Below are 21,650 nucleotides of genomic sequence, written 5' to 3'. Positions count from 1 at the left end.
CAGTCAGCCCGTCCGGCGAATCAACGCCAGATACATCGCGTCGGTCCCGTGCAGATGCGGCCACAGCTGGACGTCGGGCCCGTCGCCGAGGTCCGGTACGCCCGGGAGGAGCGGGCGCGCGTCGATCAGCTCGGCCTCCGGCCGCTGCTTGAGCAGGTCGTCGACGACCGCCCGGGTCTCCGCGAGATGCGGTGAGCACGTGGCGTAGCCGACGACGCCGCCGACCCGTACCGAGTCGAGGGCGGTGTGCAGCAGGGACCGCTGCAACGGCGCGAACCCTTCGAGATCCTCCGGCCGCCGTCGCCACCGCGCCTCGGGCCGCCGCCGCAGGGCGCCCAGACCCGTGCAGGGCACGTCCATCAGCACCCGGTCGAACGAGCCGGGCAGCCACGGCGGCCGGGTCCCGTCGGCGGCGATGACCTGGTACGGCCCCGGGTTCCCGTCGAGCGCCTTGGCGACCAGCCCCGCCCGGTGCGGCTGCTTCTCGGAGGCGAGCAGCACGGCCCCGCGCTCGGCGGCGAGGGCGGCGAGCAGCGCGGCCTTGCCCCCGGGCCCGGCACACCCGTCGAGCCACTTCCGGTCGGGCCCGTCCAGGGGTGCGTTGGCCAGCGCCAGCGCGACGAGCTGACTGCCCTCGTCCTGCACCCCGGCACGGTTCTCCCGTACGGCCTCGACGGCCCCGGGCTCCCCGCCCTCGGCCAGCCGTACGGCATACGGCGACCAGCGCCCCGGCACCGCCGCGTGCTCCCGCAGCAGTTCCTCGGCGGTGGCCCGCCCGGGCCGGGCGACCAGGGTCACCTCGGGCCGCTCGTTGTCGGCCTCCAACAGATCCTCGATGCCGGCCCGCCCACCGCCGAGCGAGTCCCAGAGCGCGGAGACGACCCAGCGCGGGTGCGAGTGCACGACGGCGAGGTGGTCCTCGGGATCCTCGTCGTAGGGCGGCGCGACCTTCTCCACCCACCCGTCGAGATCGTCCTGCGCGACCTTGCGCAGCACGGCGTTGACGAACTTGGCCCGTCCGTCGCCGAGCACGACCCGGGCGAGCTCGACGGAGGCCGAGACCGCGGCGTGCGTGGGGATCCGCGTCCCGAGCAACTGGTGCGCACCCAGGCTGAGCACGTCGAGCACGGGCGGGTCGACCTCGCGCAGCGGCCGGTCGACGCACGCGGAGATGATCGCGTCGTACGTCCCCTGCCGCCGCAGCGTCCCGTACACCAGCTCGGTGGCCAGCGCCGCGTCCCGCGTGTCGAAGTCGCCCTTCTCGCGCGCCTTGCGCAGCAGCGGCGGCAGGACGAGGTTGGCGTACGCGTCCCGCTCGTCCACGGCCCGCAGCGCCTCGAAGGCGAGCATGCGGACGGGGTCCTTCTGGGGCCGGCGGTAGGGCTTGCCCGGCTTGCGGGGACCACGGGGACTGCGGGGCTGACGGGGCTGGTCACTCACGAAAAAGGTGCTCCGGATTTCAGAAGAGGCGACGCACCAAGCGTAAGTCCGCCGGCCCCCGCCTCACGCTCCGAGGGTCTCGCCCTCACCGATGCGCACGCCACGCGCCCAGTCGGCGGCCCTCATCGGCTTCTTGCCCTGGGCCTGCACCCACAGCAGCTCGATCGCGTGCGACGCGGTACCGACGTGGACGCTGTTCTTCCCCACGGCGAGCGCGCCGGGCGCGAGCTCGGTCCGCTCGGGGACGGGCCGGGCCTGGATCAGCTTGAGCCGCTCGCCCCGGAAGACGGTCCACGCGCCGGGCGCCGGCGTGCACCCGCGCACGACCCGGTCCACGCGCAGCGCGGGCGTGCCCCAGTCCACCCGGGCGTCCTCGACGGTGATCTTCGGGGCGACGGTGATGCCCTCGACAGGCTGCGGTACGGCCTTCAGCGTGCCGTCCTCGATCCCGTCCATGGTCGCGGCGAGCAGCCCGGAGCCGGCGAAGGCGAGCCGGGTGAGCAGGTCACCGCTGGTGTCGGTGGGCCGGATCTCCTCGGTGACCGTGCCGTAGACCGGCCCGGAGTCGAGCCCCTCCTCGATGAGGAAGGTCGAGGCACCGGTGATCTCGTCCCCCGCCATGATGGAGTGCTGCACGGGCGCGGCCCCGCGCCAGGCGGGCAGCAGCGAGAAGTGCAGGTTGACCCAGCCGTGGACGGGGATGTCTAGGGCGACCCTGGGCAGCAGGGCGCCGTAGGCCACGACGGGGCAGCAGTCGGGGGCGATGGCGCGCAGCCGCTCCAGGAACTCGGGGTCCCGCGGCTTCACCGGCTTCAGCACCTCGATCCCGGCCTCCTCGGCCCGCTCGGCGACGGGGCTCGCGACCAGCCTGCGCCCGCGCCCGGCCGGCGCGTCGGGCCGCGTGACGACGGCGGCCACCTCGTGCCGCCCGGAGGCGATGAGAGCGTCCAGGGCGGGAACGGCGACCTCGGGGGTACCGGCGAAGACCAGCTTCATGGGTGGGTTCGGGCCTCTCGGGCGGCGACTGCGGGCAACGCACAAGTGTATGGCGCCCGGGTACGACGCGGCGCCGCCTGCGGTGATCGCGGCGCGCACCCTCCTCCCGGGGCGCACGCATATGCCCCTACGCCCCCGGTGCGTGACCAGCGGAGCGCCCACGCGTTGGTCAAGAAAGAGTTGACCAACGCGGGCCGCACATCGCGCGACCCGACCCCTTTCATCGCCGGTTCGAGAGGCTTGTTCATGGCCGACCACGCAACCCACGACGCCCAGGCTCGGGCCAGCCTGCACTTGCTGGTGCGGGACATCGAGCGGGTCCGCCGGCAGGTGGACGCACTGCGCACGCTCACCGCCCAGCTGGGCAACGTCTACCGCCCGCGCCGCTCCGGTCCCTCCACGGGCTTCGTCGTCTACGGACGCGCCCCCGCCCCGACGGTCCGTCTGGCCCAGGAACTGCGGGACAGTGTCGAGACCCTGGTCACGGCCGCCGTGGATTTCGACCGCTCACTCGGCTTCTCGTGGGACGCGGTGGGTTCCGCCCTCGGGGTCACCAAGCAGGCGGTGCACCGCCGTTACGGCGCCCGTCGCGCCACCGCCCAGGCGGCCGCCGAGACCGAGCGAGCCACGGAGAGCTCGAGCTCCCGCGCCGTCAACGTCGGCACCGGCATCTCCACGGTGCCGACGGTCCCCGCCGCCCGCTCCATGCCGACCCAGCCGACCGCCGGCAGCCCGACCCTCCGCGACGAGGCCAGGCCCACCGCCTTCCCCGCCCCCCGCAACGGCTGACCCACCCCCCTGCTTCCCTGCCCTCCCGGCCACGCCCGGGAGGGCAGACGCATGCCACACACCGGCCACGGCGGTTGGACGCACGGCAGCGCCGCGCGCGAGGGCCTGCCCCACGACGATGCCCCACCCGACGAAGACCGGCCCCTGCCTCCCCGTACTAGCCCGGAACGGACCCGTGTCGCCCCCTGCCGGCCGAGGCCGACGCGTGCCGTCCGTCCCCAGCGGATCCGGCGGCGAGCGCGCGGCACCCTGCTCATCCAGGGCGGACGCCTATTGCTCCCTCGTCCGGGCGTACGCCTACCGTCCTCCACGCGTCTTCGGCCACTACGGGCCACCCCAGCTGACCCGAAGCCGAACACGCACGGCATCCCGCCCGTCCGGGCGTACGCCTGCCGTCCCCCACGCGTCCGGGACCGCTACAGGCCACCCCACCTGGCCCGAAGCCGAACACACACGGCACCCCACCCATCCGGGACGGACGCCTACTGCTCCCCTCTCCCGCTCGTCCGGGCATACGCCTACCGCCCCCCCCCACGCGTCCACGGCCACTACAGGCCACCCCAGCTGACCCGAAGCCGAACACGCACGGCACGGCACCCCGCCCATCCAGGGCGGACGCCCGCTCCCCCTCCCCGCTCCCCCGAGGCCGATACGTCCCGCCCCCCGCTCACCCGATGTCGGGCGGATCGATCCGCACCCGCACCACGGTCTCGCCACCCCCGCGCGCCATCCGAGCCGCCTGTGCGGCCTTCAGCGCGGAGGCGAGCGCCGCCCCGCTGCCCGGCGGTACCCGGACCAATGCCCGCTCCCAGTGCTCTCCCGGGGGCGGGCCGCCCACCCGCTTCGGACGGCCCGCGCCCGTGACGGGCAGGGGCACCGGCCCCAACACCTGGGCGTCCGGGGGCAGTTCCACCGCGCCCAGGAACTCCGCGACGGCCTCCGAGGTCCCCGACACGGCGGCCATTCTCGACACCGGCGGGAACCCCAGCTCTCCCCGCTCGGCGAGTTCCCGTACGGCGTGACCCACCGGATCCCAGCGCACCAGCGCCTGCACGGGCCGCAGCGTGGGCTCGGCGACGACCACGACCGTGCCACCCGCACCCTGCGGCCGTACGAGAGAGGCGGCCGCGATCCACCGCCGCAGCGCGTCCTCGCCGGCGCGCAGGTCGGGCCGCCCGAGCATGGCCCAGCCGTCGAGCAGCAGGGCGGCCGCGTACCCACCCTCGGCGACGGGTTCGGCCCCCGGTGTGCTCACCACCAGCGCGGGCGCCGACGGCACGGTGTCCAGCACGTGCTCGCGCCCCGACGTCCGCACCGCGACCGCCGGGAACGCCCTTCCCAGCTCCTCGGCGGTCCGCCGCGCGCCCACCACCTGCGCCCGCAGCCGGAAGCCCCCGCACTCCGGGCAGTGCCAGGCGCTCTCCTCCTGTCCGCACCACCCGCACCGCAACGGGGCCCCGGAATCCTGGCCCTCCAGAGGCCCGGCACAGTGCCGGCACCGCGCCGGGGCACGGCAGTTGGCGCACGCCATCCTCGGCACGTAGCCCCGCCGGGGCACCTGCACGAGCACGGGCCCGTGCCGCAGCCCCTCCCTGACGGCCTGCCAGGCAAGCGTCGGCAGGCGGGCGGCTCGCGCCGCCTCGTCGCGCGCGAGGTCCCCGTCCCCCACCGTCCTGACCAGGGGCGCGGCGGACCGCACCTGGTCCCGGGTGGCGACCAGCGGCCGGGCCCAGCCGCTCTCCACGAGCTGCGCGGCCTCCACGGTGCAGCTCCAACTGCCCAGCAGAAAGCCGCACTTGTCCAGCGCGGCCCGCAGCAGGAGCACTTCGCGGGCATGGGGCTGGGGTGCGTGCAGCTCGCTGTGGCTGTCGTCGCCGTCGTCCCAGATCGCGACCAGCCCGAGGTCCTGAACGGGCGCGAACATGGCGGCCCGGGTCCCGATGACGGCCCGGACGGCTCCCCGGCGCACGGCGAGCCACTCCCGGTACCGCTTCTCGGGTCCGGCGTCGGCGGTGAGCACCGCGTGACGCCCCTCCCCCAGCAGTGCCGTCAGCGCGGCGTCGAGCCGCGCGACCGCCCGCCCGTCCGGCAGGACGACGAGCGCCCCCCGCCCGGAGGCCAGGGTCGCCACGACGGCCCGCGCCAGCTCCTCGCTCCACTCGGGGCCCGGCAGGGCGTTCCACACGGCTCGCGGCGCACCCCCCGAGGCCAGGGACTCGACGAACGCGTCCCCGCGCTCGTAGCGCCCCCAGGACCCTGCGTCCGGCGCCCCGGGAGGGGGCAGCGGGGCGGGTGAGGGCCGCTGCTCGGCCCGCGCGCTGCGCGGCGGAACCGCAAGTTGCAACACATCGGCCAGACTCCCCGCGTACCGGTCCGCCACCGCACGGGCCAGCCCCAACAGCTCCGCCCCGAGCACTGGCTCGGGCGAGACGACCTGGGCCAGCGCCGCCAACGGTCCGGAGTAGTCCGACTCGGCCAGCCGCTCGACGAGAAACCCGTCGATCAGCCCCCCGCCCTCACGCCGCCCGTCCCGCACCCGATGCCGCCCGGCCCCGAACCGCACCCGGACCCGCACCCCGGGCTGCGCCTGCGCATCCAGCTCCTCCGGCACCGCGTAGTCGAAGTACCGGTCAAGATGCAGCACCCCCTTGTCGACCAACACCCGGGCAACGGGCAACTCCTTGGCCAGCGCGGCCCCCCGCCAGGTCCGCGGCTTGGCCCGCGGCACCTGAGCCTTGCGCACGCTCTCCCGAATAAGGGCAAGCTGCTCCGGCGCCCCGGCCTCCCCCGAGCCCTCCGCACCCTCATTCTCGCTGCTCACCTTTGCATTCTTACCAAACCCGACTGACAACGCCCCCGCCCGAGCACCCGAAGCCCCCGCCCTTGTCCCTTGGCCGGAATCGCTTTCTCGACATGCCCCGCACCTCGGCCGGGCCCCCGGGTCCGACCTCAGGTTGCCCCCGCTCCCTCACCCAGCCCCACGACCTTGAGCAGACCGAGCGCCGCCCGTACCGACGGTGCGGCGTCTGAACATGCCCAGCACGCCGGTGAAACGCCGAGGCCCGGCGCCCCCAAGGGGACACCGGGCCTCGTGGCTGACCGTGGGGCCTTACAGCCCCGCCGCCTTCCGCAGCGCGTCCACGCGGTCCGTCTTCTCCCAGGTGAACTCCGGAAGCTCGCGGCCGAAGTGGCCGTAGGCCGCGGTCTGGGCGTAGATCGGGCGAAGGAGGTCGAGGTCGCGGATGATGGCGGCCGGGCGGAGGTCGAAGACCTCGTCGATCGCCTTCTCGATCCGGTCGGTGTCGACCTTGGCGGTGCCGAAGGTCTCGACGAAGAGGCCGACCGGCTCGGCCTTGCCGATGGCGTAGGCGACCTGGACCTCGCAGCGGGTGGCGAGGCCCGCGGCGACGACGTTCTTGGCGACCCAGCGCATCGCGTACGCCGCCGAGCGGTCCACCTTGGACGGGTCCTTGCCGGAGAAGGCGCCGCCGCCGTGGCGGGACATGCCGCCGTAGGTGTCGATGATGATCTTGCGGCCGGTGAGGCCGGCGTCGCCCATCGGGCCGCCGATCTCGAAGCGGCCGGTCGGGTTGACCAGGAGGCGGTAGCCGTCGGTGTCCAGCTTGATGCCCTCGTCGAGGAGCGCCTTCAGCTCCGCCTCGACGACGAACTCGCGGATGTCGGGGGCGAGCAGCGACTCCAGGTCGATGTCCGACGCGTGCTGCGAGGAGACCACGACCGTGTCCAGGCGGACCGCCTTGTCACCGTCGTACTCGATGGTGACCTGCGTCTTGCCGTCGGGGCGCAGGTAGGGGATGGTGCCGTTCTTGCGGACCTCGGACAGGCGCTTGGACAGGCGGTGCGCCAGGAAGATCGGCAGCGGCATCAGCGTGGGCGTCTCGTCGCAGGCGTAGCCGAACATCAGGCCCTGGTCGCCGGCGCCCTGCTTGTCGAGCTCGTCCTCGTCACCCTCGACCCGGGACTCGTAGGCCGTGTCGACACCCTGCGCGATGTCGGGGGACTGCGCGCCGATGGACACCGAGACACCGCAGGAGGCGCCGTCGAAGCCCTTCTTGGAGGAGTCGTAGCCGATCTCCAGGATCTTGTCGCGCACGAGCTGCGCGATGGGCGCGTAGGTCTTGGTGGTGACCTCTCCGGCCACGTGGACCAGGCCGGTGGTGATCAGCGTCTCGACGGCGACCCGGGACGACGGGTCCTCCTTGAGCAGCGCGTCGAGGATGGTGTCGCTGATCTGGTCAGCGATCTTGTCGGGGTGACCCTCGGTCACGGACTCCGAGGTGAACAAGCGACGGGACACAACGCTCCCTGGGGTTGCAGCGGCTGCTGGCTGATCATGGGCGGACGGGCTCGGGGGCTGCGCCCGGCACCGTCCGAGAACAGTTTATCGGTCGCGCTCGGCCATCGGCCTCCCTGTCTCGACACTCGGGAGTGCTGTGACCTGCGGCACGGGCATTCTGCCCAATCCCGAGCGGGGTTGGCCAGGGGCGCCACGCCTCAATATGCCCGACCCCAGCGATCCTTGAAGGGCGGAAGACATTCACTTCAACCGCTCCACCACCAGATCCCACACGATTTCGGCCAACGCCTCCTTCGGCCCGTGCGGGACCGGCGTCTCACTGCCGTCGGCGCCCAGCACCACGGCCTCGTTCTCCTCGGAACCGAAAGTCCTGCGCTCCCCCACCTCGTTGACCACGAGGAGGTCACAGCCCTTGCGTCGCAGTTTCTCGCGGCCGTTGGCCAGCACGTCGTCGGTCTCGGCGGCGAAGCCGACGACGACCTGGGCGGGGCGGGCGCGGTCGGCCGAGATCTCCGCGAGGATGTCCGGATTCCGTACCAGCACGATGGGGTCCGGGTCCTTGCCGTCCTTCTTCTTGATCTTTCCTTCCGCGTACGCCGCCGGGCGGAAGTCGGCGACCGCGGCGGCCATCACGACCGCGTCGGCGTCCGCGGCGGCCTTCAGGACCGCCTCGCGCAGCTGTACGGCCGTGCCGACCGGGACGACGTCCACGCCCGCCGGGTCCGGCAGGCCGGTGTTGGCCGCGACGAGGGTCACCCGGGCGCCCCGCGCGGCGGCGGTGCGGGCGAGGGCGTAGCCCTGCTTGCCGGAGGAGCGGTTGCCCAGGAAGCGGACGGGGTCGAGGGGCTCGCGGGTGCCGCCGGCGCTGACGACGACGTGCCGGCCCGTGAGGTCCGGCTCGGTGACGCCCCGGGCGAGCACGCGCCGGCAGACGGCGTAGATCTCCGTCGGGTCGGGCAGCCGGCCCTTGCCGGTGTCGACGCCCGTGAGGCGTCCGACGGCCGGCTCGATGACGACGGCGCCGCGGCGGCGCAGCGTGGCCACGTTCTCCTGGGTGGCCGGGTGCTCCCACATCTCCGTGTGCATGGCGGGTGCGAAGACGACCGGGCAGCGGGCGGTGAGGAGGGTGTTCGTGAGCAGGTCGTCGGCGAGGCCGTGGGCCGCCTTGGCGAGCATGTCCGCGGTCGCCGGGGCGACGACCACCAGGTCGGCGTGTTGTCCGATGCGGACGTGCGGGACCTCGTGGACGTCGTCCCACACCTCGGTCGAGACCGGGTTGCCGGACAGCGCGGACCAGGTGGCGGAGCCGACGAAATGCAGCGCGGAGTCGGTGGGGACGACGCGCACGTCGTGACCCGTCTCGGTCAGTCTGCGCAGCAGCTCACAGGCCTTGTAGGCGGCGATGCCACCGCTGACCCCCAGCACGACCTTCGGCTTGTCCACCGTTTCTCCCCGGTTCGGCAACGTACGGCCCATCACGTCCATCACGTCCATCACACACCACAGGCCCGGCAGTCGCGCTGCCGGGCCTGTGGAAAAGCCAGCTCAAAGCTGAAAATGCTACTTACTGCGCCGGGCCCTCTACGGCCTCGGACGTCAGCAGACCCGCGTTGATCTCGCGGAGGGCGATCGAGAGCGGCTTCTCGTGGACGTGGGTGTCCACCAGCGGACCGACGTACTCGAGGAGGCCCTCGCCGAGCTGCGAGTAGTACGCGTTGATCTGGCGGGCCCGCTTGGCCGCGTAGATCACGAGGCTGTACTTCGAGTCGGTGGCCTCGAGGAGCTCGTCGATCGGCGGGTTGATGATGCCCTCGGGCGCGGAGATGGAAGAGGACACGCTCTACCTTCCGATGGATGGGAAAAGACCGGTCGTGATCACGGCACCGGCGGCCCGGGTACTCATGGGCACAGCACTAGTGATCACACAACATCCATCAAGGCTAGCAGCTCGCGAGCCACGTCCTCGACGGAGGTGTTGACCAAGGTCACGTCGAACTCGGGTTCGGCCGCCAGTTCGATCTTGGCCGCGTCCAGGCGGCGCTCGATCACCTCGGGCGGCTCGGTGCCCCGTCCGGTCAGTCTGCGCACGAGCTCCTCCCAGGAGGGAGGAGCCAGGAACACCAACTGGGAGTCCGCCATGGACTCGCGGACCTGCCGGGCCCCCTGGAGATCGATCTCCAGGAGGACGGGCTCGCCCGCCTCCAGCCGCTCCAGCACGGCCGCACGCGGCGTGCCGTAGCGGTTGCCGGCGAACTCGGCCCACTCCAGCAGTTCCCCGTTGGCGATCAGCTTGTCCATCTCCTCGTCGGTGACGAAGAAGTACTGGACACCGTGCTTCTCACCAGGTCGGGGCTTGCGGGTCGTCGCCGACACCGAGAGCCAGACCTCGGGGTGTTCCTTGCGCATATGGGCGACGACCGTGCTCTTGCCGACCCCGGAGGGGCCGGAGAGCACGGTCAGCCGCGGACGTACGTCCGGGGGCTCGGGGGTCGTCCCCCGGAATGTTGCAGCCATGCAGCGATTATTCCAGCAATCCCGGAGTGCCCGGGACTCCCTGCCCGGAGTGACCCGGTTCAGGAACCAGTGCTGCCGAACTCACGCTCCAGGGAGGCGATCTGGTTGGAACCGAGGCCGCGCACACGGCGGCTCTCGGAGATGCCGAGTCGCTCCATGATCTGCTTGGCGCGGACCTTGCCCACGCCCGGCAGGGACTCAAGCAGCGCGGAGACCTTCATCTTGCCGATGACGTCGTTCTCCTGGCCCTGCTTGATGACCTCGTGCAGGGAGGCGCCGGAGTGCTTGAGTCGATTCTTGACCTCGGCCCGCTCCCGGCGAGCCGCGGCGGCCTTTTCGAGCGCGGCTGCGCGCTGTTCAGGGGTAAGGGGCGGAAGAGCCACGCCTACGTCACCTCGGATGTCGAACTGTCGGATACGGACCGGTGAGGAACCTAGTCGCCCCACACCTGGGGAGCCACGAGCAACACGCTCGCCCGTTCTCCCCCACTACCTGAAGGGTGTGGGGGTGTCCCCACCCGTCGGAGACTAGCGGCCAAGGGCGCCAGAGTCAGCGAGAACAGCGGAAAAGTCCTGGTCAGCCTTTGTCAGGTCGGACATTTCAGACATACTGCCCCGGATTTGAGAATGTATTCAGACTCAAGTCGGTCTCGAAGCACTCATCGGAGGACTTGACCGAAGCGCCGGGAACACTCATACGGAGGCCACCGCGGCCCTGATCTCCTCCGCGAACCGGTCCGCGGCCGCGCGCAGCGCGCCGGTGTCGGGACCGTGCCGCAGCACCCCCCGGCTGACGTTCGGGACGACGTTGCGCACCGCCGCCCCGAAGACCGCGGGAAGATCGGCCGGGGTGGCCCCCTGGGCGCCGATGCCGGGCGCCAGGAGCGGACCGTTGATGTCCAGGTCGTAGGACGACAGGTCGCCGAGCGTGGCGCCCACGACGGCGCCGAAGGAGCCGAGGGGCTCCTCCCCCGTGTTCTCGGCCGCCAGGTGCGCCAGCATCGTCGCTCCGACGCTCCGGCCGTCCGCGCGGACGGCGTGCTGGACCTCGCCGCCCTCCGGGTTGGAGGTCAGGGCCAGCACGAACAGTCCCGCGCCGCTCTCGCGCGCCAGGGCGATCGCCGGGGAGAGCGAGCCGTAGCCGAGGTACGGGGAGACGGTCAGCGCGTCCGAGAAGAGCGGCGCGTCCGCGCGGAGGAAGGATTCGGCGTAGGCGGCCATGGTGGAGCCGATGTCGCCGCGCTTGGCGTCCATCACGACCAGGGCGCCGGCCGCCCGCGCCTCCTCGACCGACTTCTCCAGGACGGCGACGCCGCGGGATCCGAAGCGCTCGAAGAAGGCGCTCTGCGGCTTCAGGACGGCAACCCGGTCGGCCATCGCCTCGACGACGGTACGGCTGAAGCGCTCCAGGCCCGCCACGTCGTCGTCCAGGCCCCACTCGGCCAGCAGGGACGCGTGCGGGTCGATGCCCACGCAGAGCGGGCCGCGCTCGTCCATCGCCCGGCGCAGGCGTGTGCCGAAGGACTCCAGGGTCATGCCGTCTTCTTCCTCACGTCGGCGCCGACCGCGTCGGCGAGGGTGGCGTACGGGCTCTGGCGCAGGCGTGCCACCAGGCCCTTGTGGATGGCGCGGCCCCAGAAGGGGCCCTCGTAGACGAAGGCGCTGTAGCCCTGGACCAGCGTGGCGCCCGCCAGGATGCGCTGCCAGGCGTCCTCGGCGTTCTCCACGCCCCCGACGCCCACCAGGGTGATCCGGTCGCCCACGCGCGCGTACAGGCGCCTGAGGACCTCCAGGGAGCGGTCCTTCAGGGGCGCGCCGGACAGACCGCCGGTCTCCTTCACCAGGTCGGGCGCGGAGGCCAGGCCGAGGCCCTCGCGCGCGATGGTGGTGTTGGTGGCGATGATGCCGTCCAGGCCGAGTTCGACGGCCAGGTCGGCGACCGCGTCCACGTCCTCGTCGGCGAGGTCGGGCGCGATCTTCACCAGGAGCGGGACGCGGCGCGAGGCGACCCTGCGGTCGGCGGCCTCGCGGACGGCGCCCAGCAGGGGGCGCAGCGCCTCGGTGGCCTGGAGGTTGCGCAGGCCGGGCGTGTTGGGCGACGACACGTTCACGACCAGGTAGTCGGCGTACGGCGCCAGCCGCTCGGCCGACTTCACGTAGTCGCCGACGGCCTCCTCCTCGGGGACGGCCTTGGTCTTGCCGATGTTCACCCCGACGACCGTCCTGAAGACGGGCTCACGGGCCGCCAGACGGGCCGCGACGGCCAGCGAGCCGTCGTTGTTGAAGCCCATGCGGTTGATCAGCGCGCGGTCCTTCACGAGGCGGAAGAGCCGCTTCCTGGGGTTGCCCGGCTGGGCCTCCCCCGTCACCGTGCCGATCTCGACGTGGTCGAAGCCGAGCATCGACATGCCGTCGATGGCGACGGCGTTCTTGTCGAAGCCGGCGGCGAGCCCGAAGGGGCCGTGCATGCGCAGCCCGAAGGCCTCGGTGCGCAGTTCCTTGTACCGGGGCGCGAGCACGGCGGCGAGGAAGGTGCGCAGCACGGGGACGCGGGCGGCGAGCCGGATCCAGCCGAAGGCCAGGTGATGGGCCTGCTCGGGGTCCATGTGCCGGAAGACGAGCCTGAAGAAGATCTTGTACATGGGGTCCTCACCAAGAATGGTGTTCTCACCAAGAGGGGGACACCGTTTCCGGTGTCCCCCTCAGGGCTGCTAGTCGCGGGCCGCGGTCAGGTGTTCCGCGTGTTCCTGGAGCGAGCGGACGCCCACGTCACCGTGGTTGAGCGCGTCGATGCCCTGGACGGCGGCGGCGAGCGCCTGGACCGTCGTCAGGCACGGCACCGACCGCGCCACGGCCGCCGTACGGATCTCGTAGCCGTCGAGGCGGCCGCCGGTGCCGTAGGGCGTGTTGACGATGAGGTCGACCTCGCCGTCGTGGATGTACTGGACGATGGTCTTCTCGCCGTTCGGGCCGGTGCCCTCGGACTGCTTGCGCACCACAGTCGCGTTGATGCCGTTGCGCTTGAGGACCTCGGCGGTACCGGAGGTGGCGAGCAGCTCGAAGCCGTGGGCGACCAGTTCGCGGGCCGGGAAAATCATCGAGCGCTTGTCGCGGTTGGCGACCGAGATGAACGCGCGGCCCTTGGTGGGCAGCGGACCGTAGGCGCCGGCCTGCGACTTGGCGTAGGCCGTGCCGAAGACGGCGTCGATGCCCATGACCTCGCCGGTGGAGCGCATCTCCGGGCCGAGGACCGTGTCGACGCCGCGGCCGTGCACGTCGCGGAAGCGCGACCAGGGCATGACGGCCTCCTTGACGGAGATCGGCGCGTCGAGCGGGAGTTCGCCGCCGTCGCCGTGCGCCGGGAGCAGACCCTCCGCGCGGAGTTCGGCGACGGTCGCGCCGAGCGAGATCCGGGCGGCGGCCTTCGCCAGCGGCACCGCGGTCGCCTTCGAGGTGAAGGGGACCGTGCGGGACGCGCGCGGGTTGGCCTCCAGGACGTAGAGGATGTCCCCGGCCATCGCGAACTGGATGTTGATCAGGCCGCGTACGCCGACGCCCTTGGCGATGGCCTCCGTCGAGGCCCGCAGACGCTTGATGTCGAAGCCGCCGAGGGTGATCGGGGGCAGCGCGCAGGCGGAGTCGCCGGAGTGGATGCCGGCCTCCTCGATGTGCTCCATGACGCCGCCGAGGTAGAGCTCGGTGCCGTCGTAGAGGGCGTCGACGTCGATCTCGATCGCGTCGTCGAGGAAGCGGTCGACCAGGACCGGCCGGGAGGGGCTGATCTCGGTCGACTCGGCGATGTAGGTCGACAGCCGGGTCTCGTCGTAGACGATCTCCATGCCGCGTCCGCCGAGGACGTACGACGGCCGCACCAGCACCGGGTAGCCGATCTCGTCGGCGATGGTCTTGGCCTCGGCGAAGGTGGTGGCGGTGCCGTGCTTGGGGGCGGGCAGGCCCGCCTCGGCCAGGACGCGGCCGAAGGCGCCGCGGTCCTCGGCGGCGTGGATGGCCTCGGGCGGGGTGCCCACGATCGGCACGCCGTTGTCCTTCAGCGCCTGCGACAGGCCCAGCGGGGTCTGGCCGCCCAGCTGGACCACGACGCCCGCCACGGGGCCCGCCTGCTGCTCCGCGTGGACGATCTCCAGCACGTCCTCCAGCGTCAGCGGCTCGAAGTACAGCCGGTCGGAGGTGTCGTAGTCGGTGGAGACGGTCTCCGGGTTGCAGTTGACCATCACGGTCTCGTACCCGGCCTCGCTCAGCGCGAAGGAGGCGTGCACGCAGGAGTAGTCGAACTCGATGCCCTGGCCGATGCGGTTGGGACCGGAGCCCAGGATGATGACGGCCGGCTTCTCGCGCGCGGCGACCTCCGTCTCCTCGTCGTAGGAGGAGTAGAAGTACGGCGTCTTCGCGGCGAACTCGGCGGCGCAGGTGTCGACCGTCTTGTAGACCGGCCGCACGCCCAGCGCGTGCCGCACCTCGCGTACGACGTCCTCGCGCAGCCCGCGGATCTCGCCGATCTGCTGGTCGGAGAAGCCGTGCCGCTTGGCCTCGGCCAGCAGCTCGGGGGTGAGCTCCGGGGCCTCGGCGAGCTCGTCGGCGATCTCCTTGATGAGGAAGAGCTGGTCGACGAACCAGGGGTCGATCTTCGTGTACGCGAAGACCTCCTCCTGGGTGGCGCCCGCGCGGATGGCCTGCATGACGGTGTTGATCCGGCCGTCGGTGGGACGGACGGCCTCCGTCAGCAGCGCTTCCTTGTCGCCGGGCTCGCCGACGAAGGTGAACTGGCTGCCCTTCTTCTCCAGCGAGCGCAGCGCCTTCTGGAAGGCCTCGGTGAAGTTGCGGCCGATGGCCATGGCCTCGCCGACCGACTTCATGGTGGTGGTGAGGGTGGAGTCCGCGCTCGGGAACTTCTCGAAGGCGAACCGCGGGGCCTTGACGACCACGTAGTCGAGCGTGGGCTCGAAGGAGGCCGGGGTCTCCTGCGTGATGTCGTTCGGGATCTCGTCGAGGGTGTAGCCGACGGCGAGCTTGGCCGCGATCTTGGCGATCGGGAAGCCGGTGGCCTTGGAGGCCAGGGCCGAGGAGCGCGACACGCGCGGGTTCATCTCGATGACGATCACACGACCGTCCTCGGGATTCACCGCGAACTGGATGTTGCAGCCGCCGGTGTCGACACCGACCTCGCGGATGATGGCGATGCCGACGTCGCGCAGCACCTGGTACTCGCGGTCGGTCAGCGTCATCGCGGGGGCGACGGTGATCGAGTCGCCGGTGTGCACGCCCATGGGGTCGAAGTTCTCGATGGAGCAGACGACCACGACGTTGTCGTTCTTGTCTCGCATCAGCTCCAGCTCGTACTCCTTCCAGCCGAGGATGGACTCCTCCAGGAGCACCTCGGTGGTCGGGGAGAGCGTGAGGCCCTGTCCGGCGATGCGGCGCAGCTCCTCCTCGTCGTGCGCGAAGCCGGAACCGGCGCCGCCCATGGTGAAGGAGGGGCGGACGACGACGGGGTAGCCGCCGAGCGTCTCGACGCCCGCGAGGACGTCGTCCATGGAGTGGCAGATGACCGAGCGGGCGGACTCGCCGTGGCCGATCTTCTTGCGGACCTCCTCGACGACGTCCTTGAAGAGGTCGCGGTCCTCGCCCTTGTTGATGGCCTCGACGTTGGCGCCGATGAGCTCGACACCGTACTTGTCGAGCGTGCCGGCCTCGTGCAGCGAGATCGCGGTGTTGAGGGCCGTCTGGCCACCCAGGGTGGGCAGCAGGGCGTCCGGGCGCTCCTTGGCGATGATCTTCTCGACGAACTCCGGGGTGATCGGCTCGACGTAGGTGGCGTCGGCGATCTCCGGGTCGGTCATGATCGTCGCCGGGTTGGAGTTGACCAGGATGACCCTCAGGCCCTCGGCGCGCAGGATGCGGCACGCCTGGGTGCCGGAGTAGTCGAACTCGGCGGCCTGGCCGATGACGATCGGGCCGGAGCCGATGACCAGGACGGACTGGATATCGGTGCGCTTAGGCACGCTGGCCCTCCATGAGCTTCACGAAGCGGTCGAACAGGTAGGCGGCGTCGTGCGGGCCGGCGGCCGCTTCGGGGTGGTACTGGACGCTGAAGGCGGGGCGGTCGAGGAGCTGGAGGCCCTCCACCACGTTGTCGTTCAGGCAGACGTGGGACACCTCGGCGCGGCCGAACGGGGTCTCGGAGACCTGGTCGAGCGGGGCGTCGACGGCGAAGCCGTGGTTGTGCGCGGTGACCTCGACCTTGCCGGTCGTACGGTCCTGCACCGGCTGGTTGATGCCGCGGTGGCCGTACTTCAGCTTGTAGGTGCCGAAGCCGAGGGCGCGGCCCAGGATCTGGTTGCCGAAGCAGATGCCGAACAGCGGGGTGCCGCGCTCCAGGACGGCCCGCATGACGGAGACCGGGTGGTCGGCGGTGGCCGGGTCGCCGGGGCCGTTGGAGAAGAAGACACCGTCCGGGTTGACGGCGTAGACGTCCTCGGCGGTCGCCGTGGCGGGCAGCACGTGCACCTCGATGCCGCGCTCGGCCATCCGGTGCGGGGTCATGCCCTTGATGCCGAGGTCGACGGCGGCGACGGTGAACTTCTTCTCACCGATCGCCGGGACGACGTACGGCTCCTTGGTGGCGACCTCCGCGGAGAGGTCGGCGCCCTTCATCTCGGGGGCCTGGCGGACCTCGGTGAGCATGGTGCCGTCGTCGGGCAGCGCGTTGCCGGAGAAGATGCCGACGCGCATGGCGCCGCGCTCGCGCAGGTGGCGGGTCAGCGCGCGCGTGTCGATGCCGGAGATGCCGACGACGCCCTGGCTGCGCAGTTCGTCGTCCAGGGAGCGGCGGGAACGCCAGTTGGACGGCACGCGCGCGGGGTCGCGCACGACGTATCCGGCGACCCAGATCCGCTGGGACTCGGGGTCCTCGTCGTTGACGCCGGTGTTGCCGACGTGCGGGGCGGTCATCACGACGACCTGGCGGTGGTACGACGGGTCGGTCAGGGTCTCCTGGTAGCCGGTCATGCCGGTGGAGAACACCGCCTCACCGAAGGTCACCCCCACGGCCCCGTAGGCACGGCCGCGGAAGATCCGGCCGTCCTCCAGGACGAGTACCGCGGGAGACACCTCTTTCCGCTGCGAGGCGGTCCCCTTCGTGGAGGTCGTCATCGTGCGCCTTCCGTTTCCGTCTTGTTGATCATGGAGTTAATGACGTCGACCCATTCGTTGTGCTCGGCCGCGTGGTCGGAGCGGAACCCGGAGTCGATCAGTCGCTCGCCGTGCGCCCAGGTCACCACGAGCAGTCCGCCCTCGGTCAGGACCTTGCCGGCGATGCCCTTGCCGAGCACCGCCTCGCGCAGGGCGTCGGCCGGGATGAAGAAGTCCCTCGCTCCCGGGCGTACGACGTCCAGTCCCGCGTCCGTCAGGGTGAGCTCGACCCGGCTGCGGGTACCGAGGCCGTGCGCCACGATGCGGTCGAGCCACTGTCCGGCGGTGGTGGAGCCGTGGTAGCGGCCGCTCATGCTCAGTTTCGCCGGGCCGGGGTCATCGGGCGCGGTGGGCAGCTCGGGCAGGTCGCCCTGGAGCGTGCCGCGCCACTTCCAGCCCTCGCGCATCAGCCAGTAGACGAGCGCGACGAAGAGGGCGAGTCCGACGAGCCAGCCCACGCGGGCGGCCCAGTCGGTCACCTCGGCCGACTTCTGTTCGGCCGCGAGGTCGGCGCCGAATCCGGTCGCGAGCAGAGTTGCAGGTGTCACGTGAGCTTCCCGTCGACGAGCGTGGCCTTGCCCCGGAGCCACGTGTGCGTGACACGGCCCGGCAGCTCACGCCCCTCGTACGGGGTGTTGCGGCTGCGCGAGGCGAAGCCCGCGGGGTCCACGGACCCACGGTAAGCCGTGTCGACGAGCGTGAGGTTGGCGGGCTCACCTGCCGAGACGGGGCGGCCGTGGCCCTGCGCCTGCCCGATCGCGGCGGGCTTGAAGGACATGCGGTCGGCGACCCCGGCCCAGTCGATCAGCCCGGTGTCCACCATCGTCTCCTGGACCACTGACAACGCGGTCTCCAGGCCGACCATGCCCATGGCGGCCGCGGCCCACTCGCAGTCCTTGTCCTCGTGCGGGTGCGGGGCGTGGTCGGTGGCGACGATGTCGATCGTGCCGTCGGCGAGCGCCTCGCGCAGGGCGTGCACGTCGCGCTCGGTGCGTAGCGGCGGATTGACCTTGTAGACCGGGTTGTAGGTGCGCACCAGCTCGTCGGTGAGCAGGAGGTGGTGCGGGGTGACCTCGGCGGTGACGTCGATGCCGCGGGACTTCGCCCAGCGCACGATCTCCACCGAGCCGGCGGTCGACAGGTGGCAGATGTGGACGCGGGAGCCGACGTGCTCGGCGAGCAGGACGTCCCGGGCGATGATCGATTCCTCGGCCACCGCGGGCCAGCCCCCGAGGCCGAGCTCGGCGGAGACGACGCCCTCGTTCATCTCGGCGCCCTCGGTCAGCCGCGGCTCCTGCGCGTGCTGGGCGACGACCCCGCCGAAGGCCTTCACGTACTCCAGTGCCCGCCGCATGATCACGGCGTCGTCGACGCACTTGCCGTCGTCGGAGAAAACGGTCACGCCGGCCGCCGACTCGTGCATGGCACCCAGCTCGGCGAGCTTGCGGCCCTCCAGGCCGACGGTGACCGCGCCGATGGGCTGCACGTCGCAGTAGCCGTGCTCCCGGCCCAGTCGCCAGACCTGCTCGACCACTCCGGCGGTGTCGGCCACCGGGAAGGTGTTGGCCATGGCGAACACGGCGGTGTAGCCGCCGGAGGCGGCCGCGCGGGTACCGGTCAGGACCGTCTCGGAGTCCTCGCGGCCGGGCTCGCGCAGATGCGTGTGCAGGTCCACGAGACCCGGCAGCAGCACCTTGCCGTCGGCCTCGACGACCTCTGCGCCCTCGGCCGGGAGCCCGCTACCGACGGCCTCGATGACCGGACCGTCGATCAGCACGTCCTGCGGCTCGCCGCCGAGGACCTTCGCACCACGGATCAGGATCTTGCTCATGTGTCTTACTTCTCCTCGATACGGGTGTGGCTGACGGCGGGTTCGTTGCCGCCCAGAAGCAGGTACAGGACCGCCATCCGGATGGAGACTCCGTTTGCGACCTGCTCGACGACGGTGCAGCGCTCGGAGTCGGCCACCTCGGCCGTGATCTCCATGCCGCGGACCATCGGACCGGGGTGCATCACGATGGCGTGCTCGGGCATCCGCGCCATGCGGTCGCCGTCGAGGCCGTAGCGCCGCGAGTACTCCCGCTCGGTCGGGAAGAACGCCGCGTTCATGCGCTCGCGCTGGACCCGCAGCATCATCACCGCGTCGGACTTGGCGAGCGTGCTGTCCAGGTCGTACGACACCTCGCACGGCCAGGTCTCGACGCCGACCGGGACCAGGGTGGGCGGAGCGACCAGGGTGACCTGGGCGCCGAGGGTGTGCAGCAGGTCGACGTTGGAACGGGCGACCCGGCTGTGCAGGATGTCGCCGACGATCGTGATGCGCCGCCCGGACAGGTCCTGGCCGATCCCGGCGTCGCGCCCGACGAGCCGGCGGCGCATGGTGAAGGCGTCCAGCAGGGCCTGGGTGGGGTGCTGGTGGGTGCCGTCACCGGCGTTGATGACGGCCGCGTCGATCCAGCCGGAGTTGGCCAGCCGGTACGGCGCCCCGGAGGCACCGTGCCGGATCACGACGGCGTCGACGCCCATCGCCTCCAGAGTCTGGGCGGTGTCCTTCAGGGACTCGCCCTTGGAGACGCTGGAGCCCTTGGCGGAGAAGTTGATGACGTCCGCCGACAACCGCTTCTCGGCGGCCTCGAAGGAGATCCGGGTGCGGGTGGAGTCCTCGAAGAAGAGATTGACGACGGTACGGCCGCGCAGGGTCGGCAGTTTCTTGATCGGCCGGTCGGCGACCCGGGCCATCTCCTCGGCGGTGTCGAGGATCAGGACGGCGTCGTCACGGGTGAGGTCGGCGGCCGAGATGAGATGACGCTGCATCTTTCAGGCTCCGTAAGGCAGTTCATATGGGAGAGATTCAGGGCAGGCCAGGGCACGCCGAGGACCGGCGTACGCCGTCTGCCTGCTACCGGTCCCGCTTCGCGCCGAGCAGCACGGTGTCGCGACCGTCCTCCTCGGCGAGCTGGACCTTGACCGTCTCCCGCAACGACGTGGGGAGGTTCTTGCCGACGTAGTCGGCGCGGATGGGCAGTTCGCGGTGGCCTCTGTCGACGAGGACCGCCAGCTGGACCGCGCGCGGGCGCCCGATGTCGTTCAGGGCGTCGAGGGCGGCGCGGATCGTGCGGCCGGAGAAGAGCACGTCGTCGACGAGGACGACCAGGCGGCCGTCGATGCCGTCACCGGGGATGTCCGTACGGGCCAGTGCGCGTGGCGGGTGCATGCGCAGGTCGTCGCGGTACATGGTGATGTCGAGCGAGCCGACCGGGATCGTGCGTTCGGTGATCTGCTCCAGCTTGGCGGCGAGCCGCTGGGCGAGGAAGACGCCCCGGGTCGGAATGCCGAGGAGCACGACGTCGTCGGCGCCCTTGGCGCGTTCGACGATCTCGTGGGCGATACGGGTCAGTACGCGCGCGATGTCGGGGCCCTCGAGAACGGGCCGGGCATCGGACGGTTCCGCTTCCCGCTGGTTGTCCTGCGGATTGTTCTGCTGCGTGTCCATATGAAACGGACCTCCTTCTCCGCCTCACGGGACGGACCTTAAAGGACGTCGGATTTGCGCCATCCACGGTAGCAGGCCCGCACGACACCGCAGATCACCCCCTCGGTGGCCCCCGATCACCCCTTCGGCCCAACCCGCCACCGATACCACGGAAGAGCCGGTGCGGACCATTCGGCTTGACGCGGAAGAGTAACGCTGCGTAACCTCACAGTGAGTTACCAGCCGCGCGGCATGCACACAGCCGGCCGCGTCGACACAGTGCCGGGGAGCTATATGTCCAGCGAATACGCCAAACAGCTCGGGGCCAAGCTCCGGGCCATCCGCACCCAGCAGGGCCTTTCCCTCCACGGTGTCGAGGAGAAGTCCCAAGGACGCTGGAAGGCGGTTGTGGTCGGGTCGTACGAGCGCGGTGACCGCGCCGTGACCGTGCAGCGCCTTGCCGAGCTGGCGGATTTCTACGGGGTCCCCGTGCAGGAGCTGCTGCCGGGCACCACGCCGGGCGGCGCCGCCGAGCCGCCGCCGAAGCTGGTCCTGGACCTGGAGCGCCTGGCCCATGTGCCGGCCGAGAAGGCGGGCCCGCTCCAGCGGTACGCGGCCACGATCCAGTCGCAGCGCGGTGACTACAACGGCAAGGTGCTCTCGATCCGCCAGGACGACCTGCGCACACTCGCCGTCATCTACGACCAGTCGCCCTCGGTCCTCACCGAGCAGCTGATCAGCTGGGGCGTGCTGGACGCGGACGCCCGCCGTGCGGTGGCGTCCCACGAGGAGAGCTGACCCGCTCCCCACCTCAGCAGAAACGTACCGCCGGGGTGGCCGGAACCCATTGGGTTCCGGCCACCCCGGCGGTTTTTGGTACGTCGTGCGGATCGCCCCGTGAGGGACGTGCGAC

The 21,650-nt window shown here is 71.4% G+C and carries 18 protein-coding genes; 2 read left to right on the top strand and 16 right to left on the bottom strand.

Annotated elements, in window-relative coordinates; translation table 11 throughout:
• Nucleotides 1-3: 3 nt before the first annotated feature.
• On the bottom strand, nucleotides 4-1,440 hold the full coding sequence (locus tag K4B79_RS28545) for an RsmB/NOP family class I SAM-dependent RNA methyltransferase (RefSeq protein WP_232029799.1): 1,437 nt from the start codon (nucleotides 1,438-1,440) through the stop codon (nucleotides 4-6).
• 63 nt (nucleotides 1,441-1,503) lie between these two features.
• Nucleotides 1,504-2,436 (bottom strand): methionyl-tRNA formyltransferase, encoded by a 933-nt coding sequence (fmt, locus tag K4B79_RS28540; RefSeq protein WP_232029798.1) that lies wholly within the window; start codon nucleotides 2,434-2,436, stop codon nucleotides 1,504-1,506.
• A gap of 246 nt (nucleotides 2,437-2,682) precedes the next feature.
• Here fmt and K4B79_RS28535 point away from each other — a divergent pair, with 246 nt between their 5' ends.
• A complete protein-coding gene (locus tag K4B79_RS28535; protein ID WP_232029797.1) occupies nucleotides 2,683-3,225 on the top strand; it encodes a hypothetical protein in 543 nt (180 codons plus the stop codon).
• 667 nt (nucleotides 3,226-3,892) lie between these two features.
• Here the strand turns inward: K4B79_RS28535 and K4B79_RS28530 are convergent.
• From K4B79_RS28530 to pyrR, 14 genes are all read right to left on the bottom strand, one after another.
• The gene (locus tag K4B79_RS28530; protein WP_232029796.1) at nucleotides 3,893-6,046 is read right to left on the bottom strand and encodes a primosomal protein N'; all 2,154 of its coding nucleotides are present in this window, start codon (nucleotides 6,044-6,046) and stop codon (nucleotides 3,893-3,895) included.
• 288 nt (nucleotides 6,047-6,334) lie between these two features.
• The gene (gene metK / locus K4B79_RS28525) at nucleotides 6,335-7,543 is read right to left on the bottom strand and encodes a methionine adenosyltransferase (protein ID WP_232029795.1); all 1,209 of its coding nucleotides are present in this window, start codon (nucleotides 7,541-7,543) and stop codon (nucleotides 6,335-6,337) included.
• Nucleotides 7,544-7,783: 240 nt separating this feature from the next.
• Nucleotides 7,784-8,986: a bifunctional phosphopantothenoylcysteine decarboxylase/phosphopantothenate--cysteine ligase CoaBC gene (coaBC, locus tag K4B79_RS28520; RefSeq protein WP_232029794.1), complete on the bottom strand. Its 1,203-nt coding sequence runs from the start codon at nucleotides 8,984-8,986 to the stop codon at nucleotides 7,784-7,786.
• Nucleotides 8,987-9,107: 121 nt separating this feature from the next.
• Nucleotides 9,108-9,380, bottom strand: a complete 273-nt coding sequence (gene rpoZ, locus K4B79_RS28515) for a DNA-directed RNA polymerase subunit omega (RefSeq protein ID WP_003988945.1) — start codon at nucleotides 9,378-9,380, stop codon at nucleotides 9,108-9,110.
• Nucleotides 9,381-9,463: 83 nt separating this feature from the next.
• The gene (gene gmk, locus K4B79_RS28510; protein WP_232029793.1) at nucleotides 9,464-10,057 is read right to left on the bottom strand and encodes a guanylate kinase; all 594 of its coding nucleotides are present in this window, start codon (nucleotides 10,055-10,057) and stop codon (nucleotides 9,464-9,466) included.
• Between the two features lie 59 nt (nucleotides 10,058-10,116).
• Nucleotides 10,117-10,440 (bottom strand): integration host factor, encoded by a 324-nt coding sequence (locus K4B79_RS28505; RefSeq protein ID WP_003977346.1) that lies wholly within the window; start codon nucleotides 10,438-10,440, stop codon nucleotides 10,117-10,119.
• A gap of 309 nt (nucleotides 10,441-10,749) precedes the next feature.
• The gene (pyrF, locus tag K4B79_RS28500) at nucleotides 10,750-11,592 is read right to left on the bottom strand and encodes an orotidine-5'-phosphate decarboxylase (RefSeq protein ID WP_232029792.1); all 843 of its coding nucleotides are present in this window, start codon (nucleotides 11,590-11,592) and stop codon (nucleotides 10,750-10,752) included.
• The gene (locus K4B79_RS28495) at nucleotides 11,589-12,698 is read right to left on the bottom strand and encodes a quinone-dependent dihydroorotate dehydrogenase (protein WP_232029791.1); all 1,110 of its coding nucleotides are present in this window, start codon (nucleotides 12,696-12,698) and stop codon (nucleotides 11,589-11,591) included. The genes pyrF and K4B79_RS28495 overlap by 4 nt, the downstream gene beginning before the upstream one ends.
• 69 nt (nucleotides 12,699-12,767) lie before the next feature.
• The gene (gene carB, locus K4B79_RS28490; RefSeq protein ID WP_232029790.1) at nucleotides 12,768-16,076 is read right to left on the bottom strand and encodes a carbamoyl-phosphate synthase large subunit; all 3,309 of its coding nucleotides are present in this window, start codon (nucleotides 16,074-16,076) and stop codon (nucleotides 12,768-12,770) included.
• On the bottom strand, nucleotides 16,069-17,226 hold the full coding sequence (carA, locus tag K4B79_RS28485; protein ID WP_232029789.1) for a glutamine-hydrolyzing carbamoyl-phosphate synthase small subunit: 1,158 nt from the start codon (nucleotides 17,224-17,226) through the stop codon (nucleotides 16,069-16,071). Before carA ends, carB begins: the two co-directional genes overlap by 8 nt.
• Entirely contained in the window at nucleotides 17,223-17,813 is a 591-nt protein-coding gene (locus tag K4B79_RS28480; RefSeq protein WP_232029788.1) for a PH-like domain-containing protein, read from the bottom strand. The genes carA and K4B79_RS28480 overlap by 4 nt, the downstream gene beginning before the upstream one ends.
• Nucleotides 17,810-19,096, bottom strand: a complete 1,287-nt coding sequence (locus K4B79_RS28475) for a dihydroorotase (RefSeq protein WP_232029787.1) — start codon at nucleotides 19,094-19,096, stop codon at nucleotides 17,810-17,812. The genes K4B79_RS28480 and K4B79_RS28475 overlap by 4 nt, the downstream gene beginning before the upstream one ends.
• Before the next feature lie 5 nt (nucleotides 19,097-19,101).
• Nucleotides 19,102-20,079 carry an aspartate carbamoyltransferase catalytic subunit gene (locus tag K4B79_RS28470; RefSeq protein ID WP_232029786.1) on the bottom strand — a complete coding sequence of 326 codons (978 nt, stop codon included), beginning with the start codon at nucleotides 20,077-20,079 and terminating at the stop codon, nucleotides 19,102-19,104.
• 85 nt (nucleotides 20,080-20,164) lie between these two features.
• A complete protein-coding gene (gene pyrR, locus K4B79_RS28465; protein ID WP_232029785.1) occupies nucleotides 20,165-20,758 on the bottom strand; it encodes a bifunctional pyr operon transcriptional regulator/uracil phosphoribosyltransferase PyrR in 594 nt (197 codons plus the stop codon).
• Nucleotides 20,759-21,031: 273 nt separating this feature from the next.
• Here pyrR and bldD point away from each other — a divergent pair, with 273 nt between their 5' ends.
• Complete coding sequence (bldD, locus tag K4B79_RS28460) at nucleotides 21,032-21,535, top strand: transcriptional regulator BldD (protein ID WP_030038549.1); 504 nt, start codon at nucleotides 21,032-21,034, stop codon at nucleotides 21,533-21,535.
• The last annotated feature ends 115 nt before the right edge of the window (nucleotides 21,536-21,650 follow it).

This window comes from Streptomyces lincolnensis (assembly GCF_021173675.1).
Taxonomy (GTDB): Bacteria; Actinomycetota; Actinomycetes; order Streptomycetales; family Streptomycetaceae; genus Streptomyces; species Streptomyces lincolnensis_B.
This window is presented reverse-complemented; position numbering and strand designations above follow the sequence as displayed.

Coding starts and splice junctions, on each gene's coding strand:
- bldD (WP_030038549.1), top strand. CDS start 21,032: ATGTCCAGCGAATACGCCAAACAGCTCGGGGCCAAGCTCCGGGCCATC.
- fmt (WP_232029798.1), bottom strand. CDS start 2,436: ATGAAGCTGGTCTTCGCCGGTACCCCCGAGGTCGCCGTTCCCGCCCTG.
- K4B79_RS28470 (WP_232029786.1), bottom strand. CDS start 20,079: ATGCAGCGTCATCTCATCTCGGCCGCCGACCTCACCCGTGACGACGCC.
- gmk (WP_232029793.1), bottom strand. CDS start 10,057: ATGGCTGCAACATTCCGGGGGACGACCCCCGAGCCCCCGGACGTACGT.
- K4B79_RS28495 (WP_232029791.1), bottom strand. CDS start 12,698: ATGTACAAGATCTTCTTCAGGCTCGTCTTCCGGCACATGGACCCCGAG.
- K4B79_RS28475 (WP_232029787.1), bottom strand. CDS start 19,096: ATGAGCAAGATCCTGATCCGTGGTGCGAAGGTCCTCGGCGGCGAGCCG.
- pyrR (WP_232029785.1), bottom strand. CDS start 20,758: ATGGACACGCAGCAGAACAATCCGCAGGACAACCAGCGGGAAGCGGAA.
- carA (WP_232029789.1), bottom strand. CDS start 17,226: ATGACGACCTCCACGAAGGGGACCGCCTCGCAGCGGAAAGAGGTGTCT.
- pyrF (WP_232029792.1), bottom strand. CDS start 11,592: ATGACCCTGGAGTCCTTCGGCACACGCCTGCGCCGGGCGATGGACGAG.
- K4B79_RS28535 (WP_232029797.1), top strand. CDS start 2,683: ATGGCCGACCACGCAACCCACGACGCCCAGGCTCGGGCCAGCCTGCAC.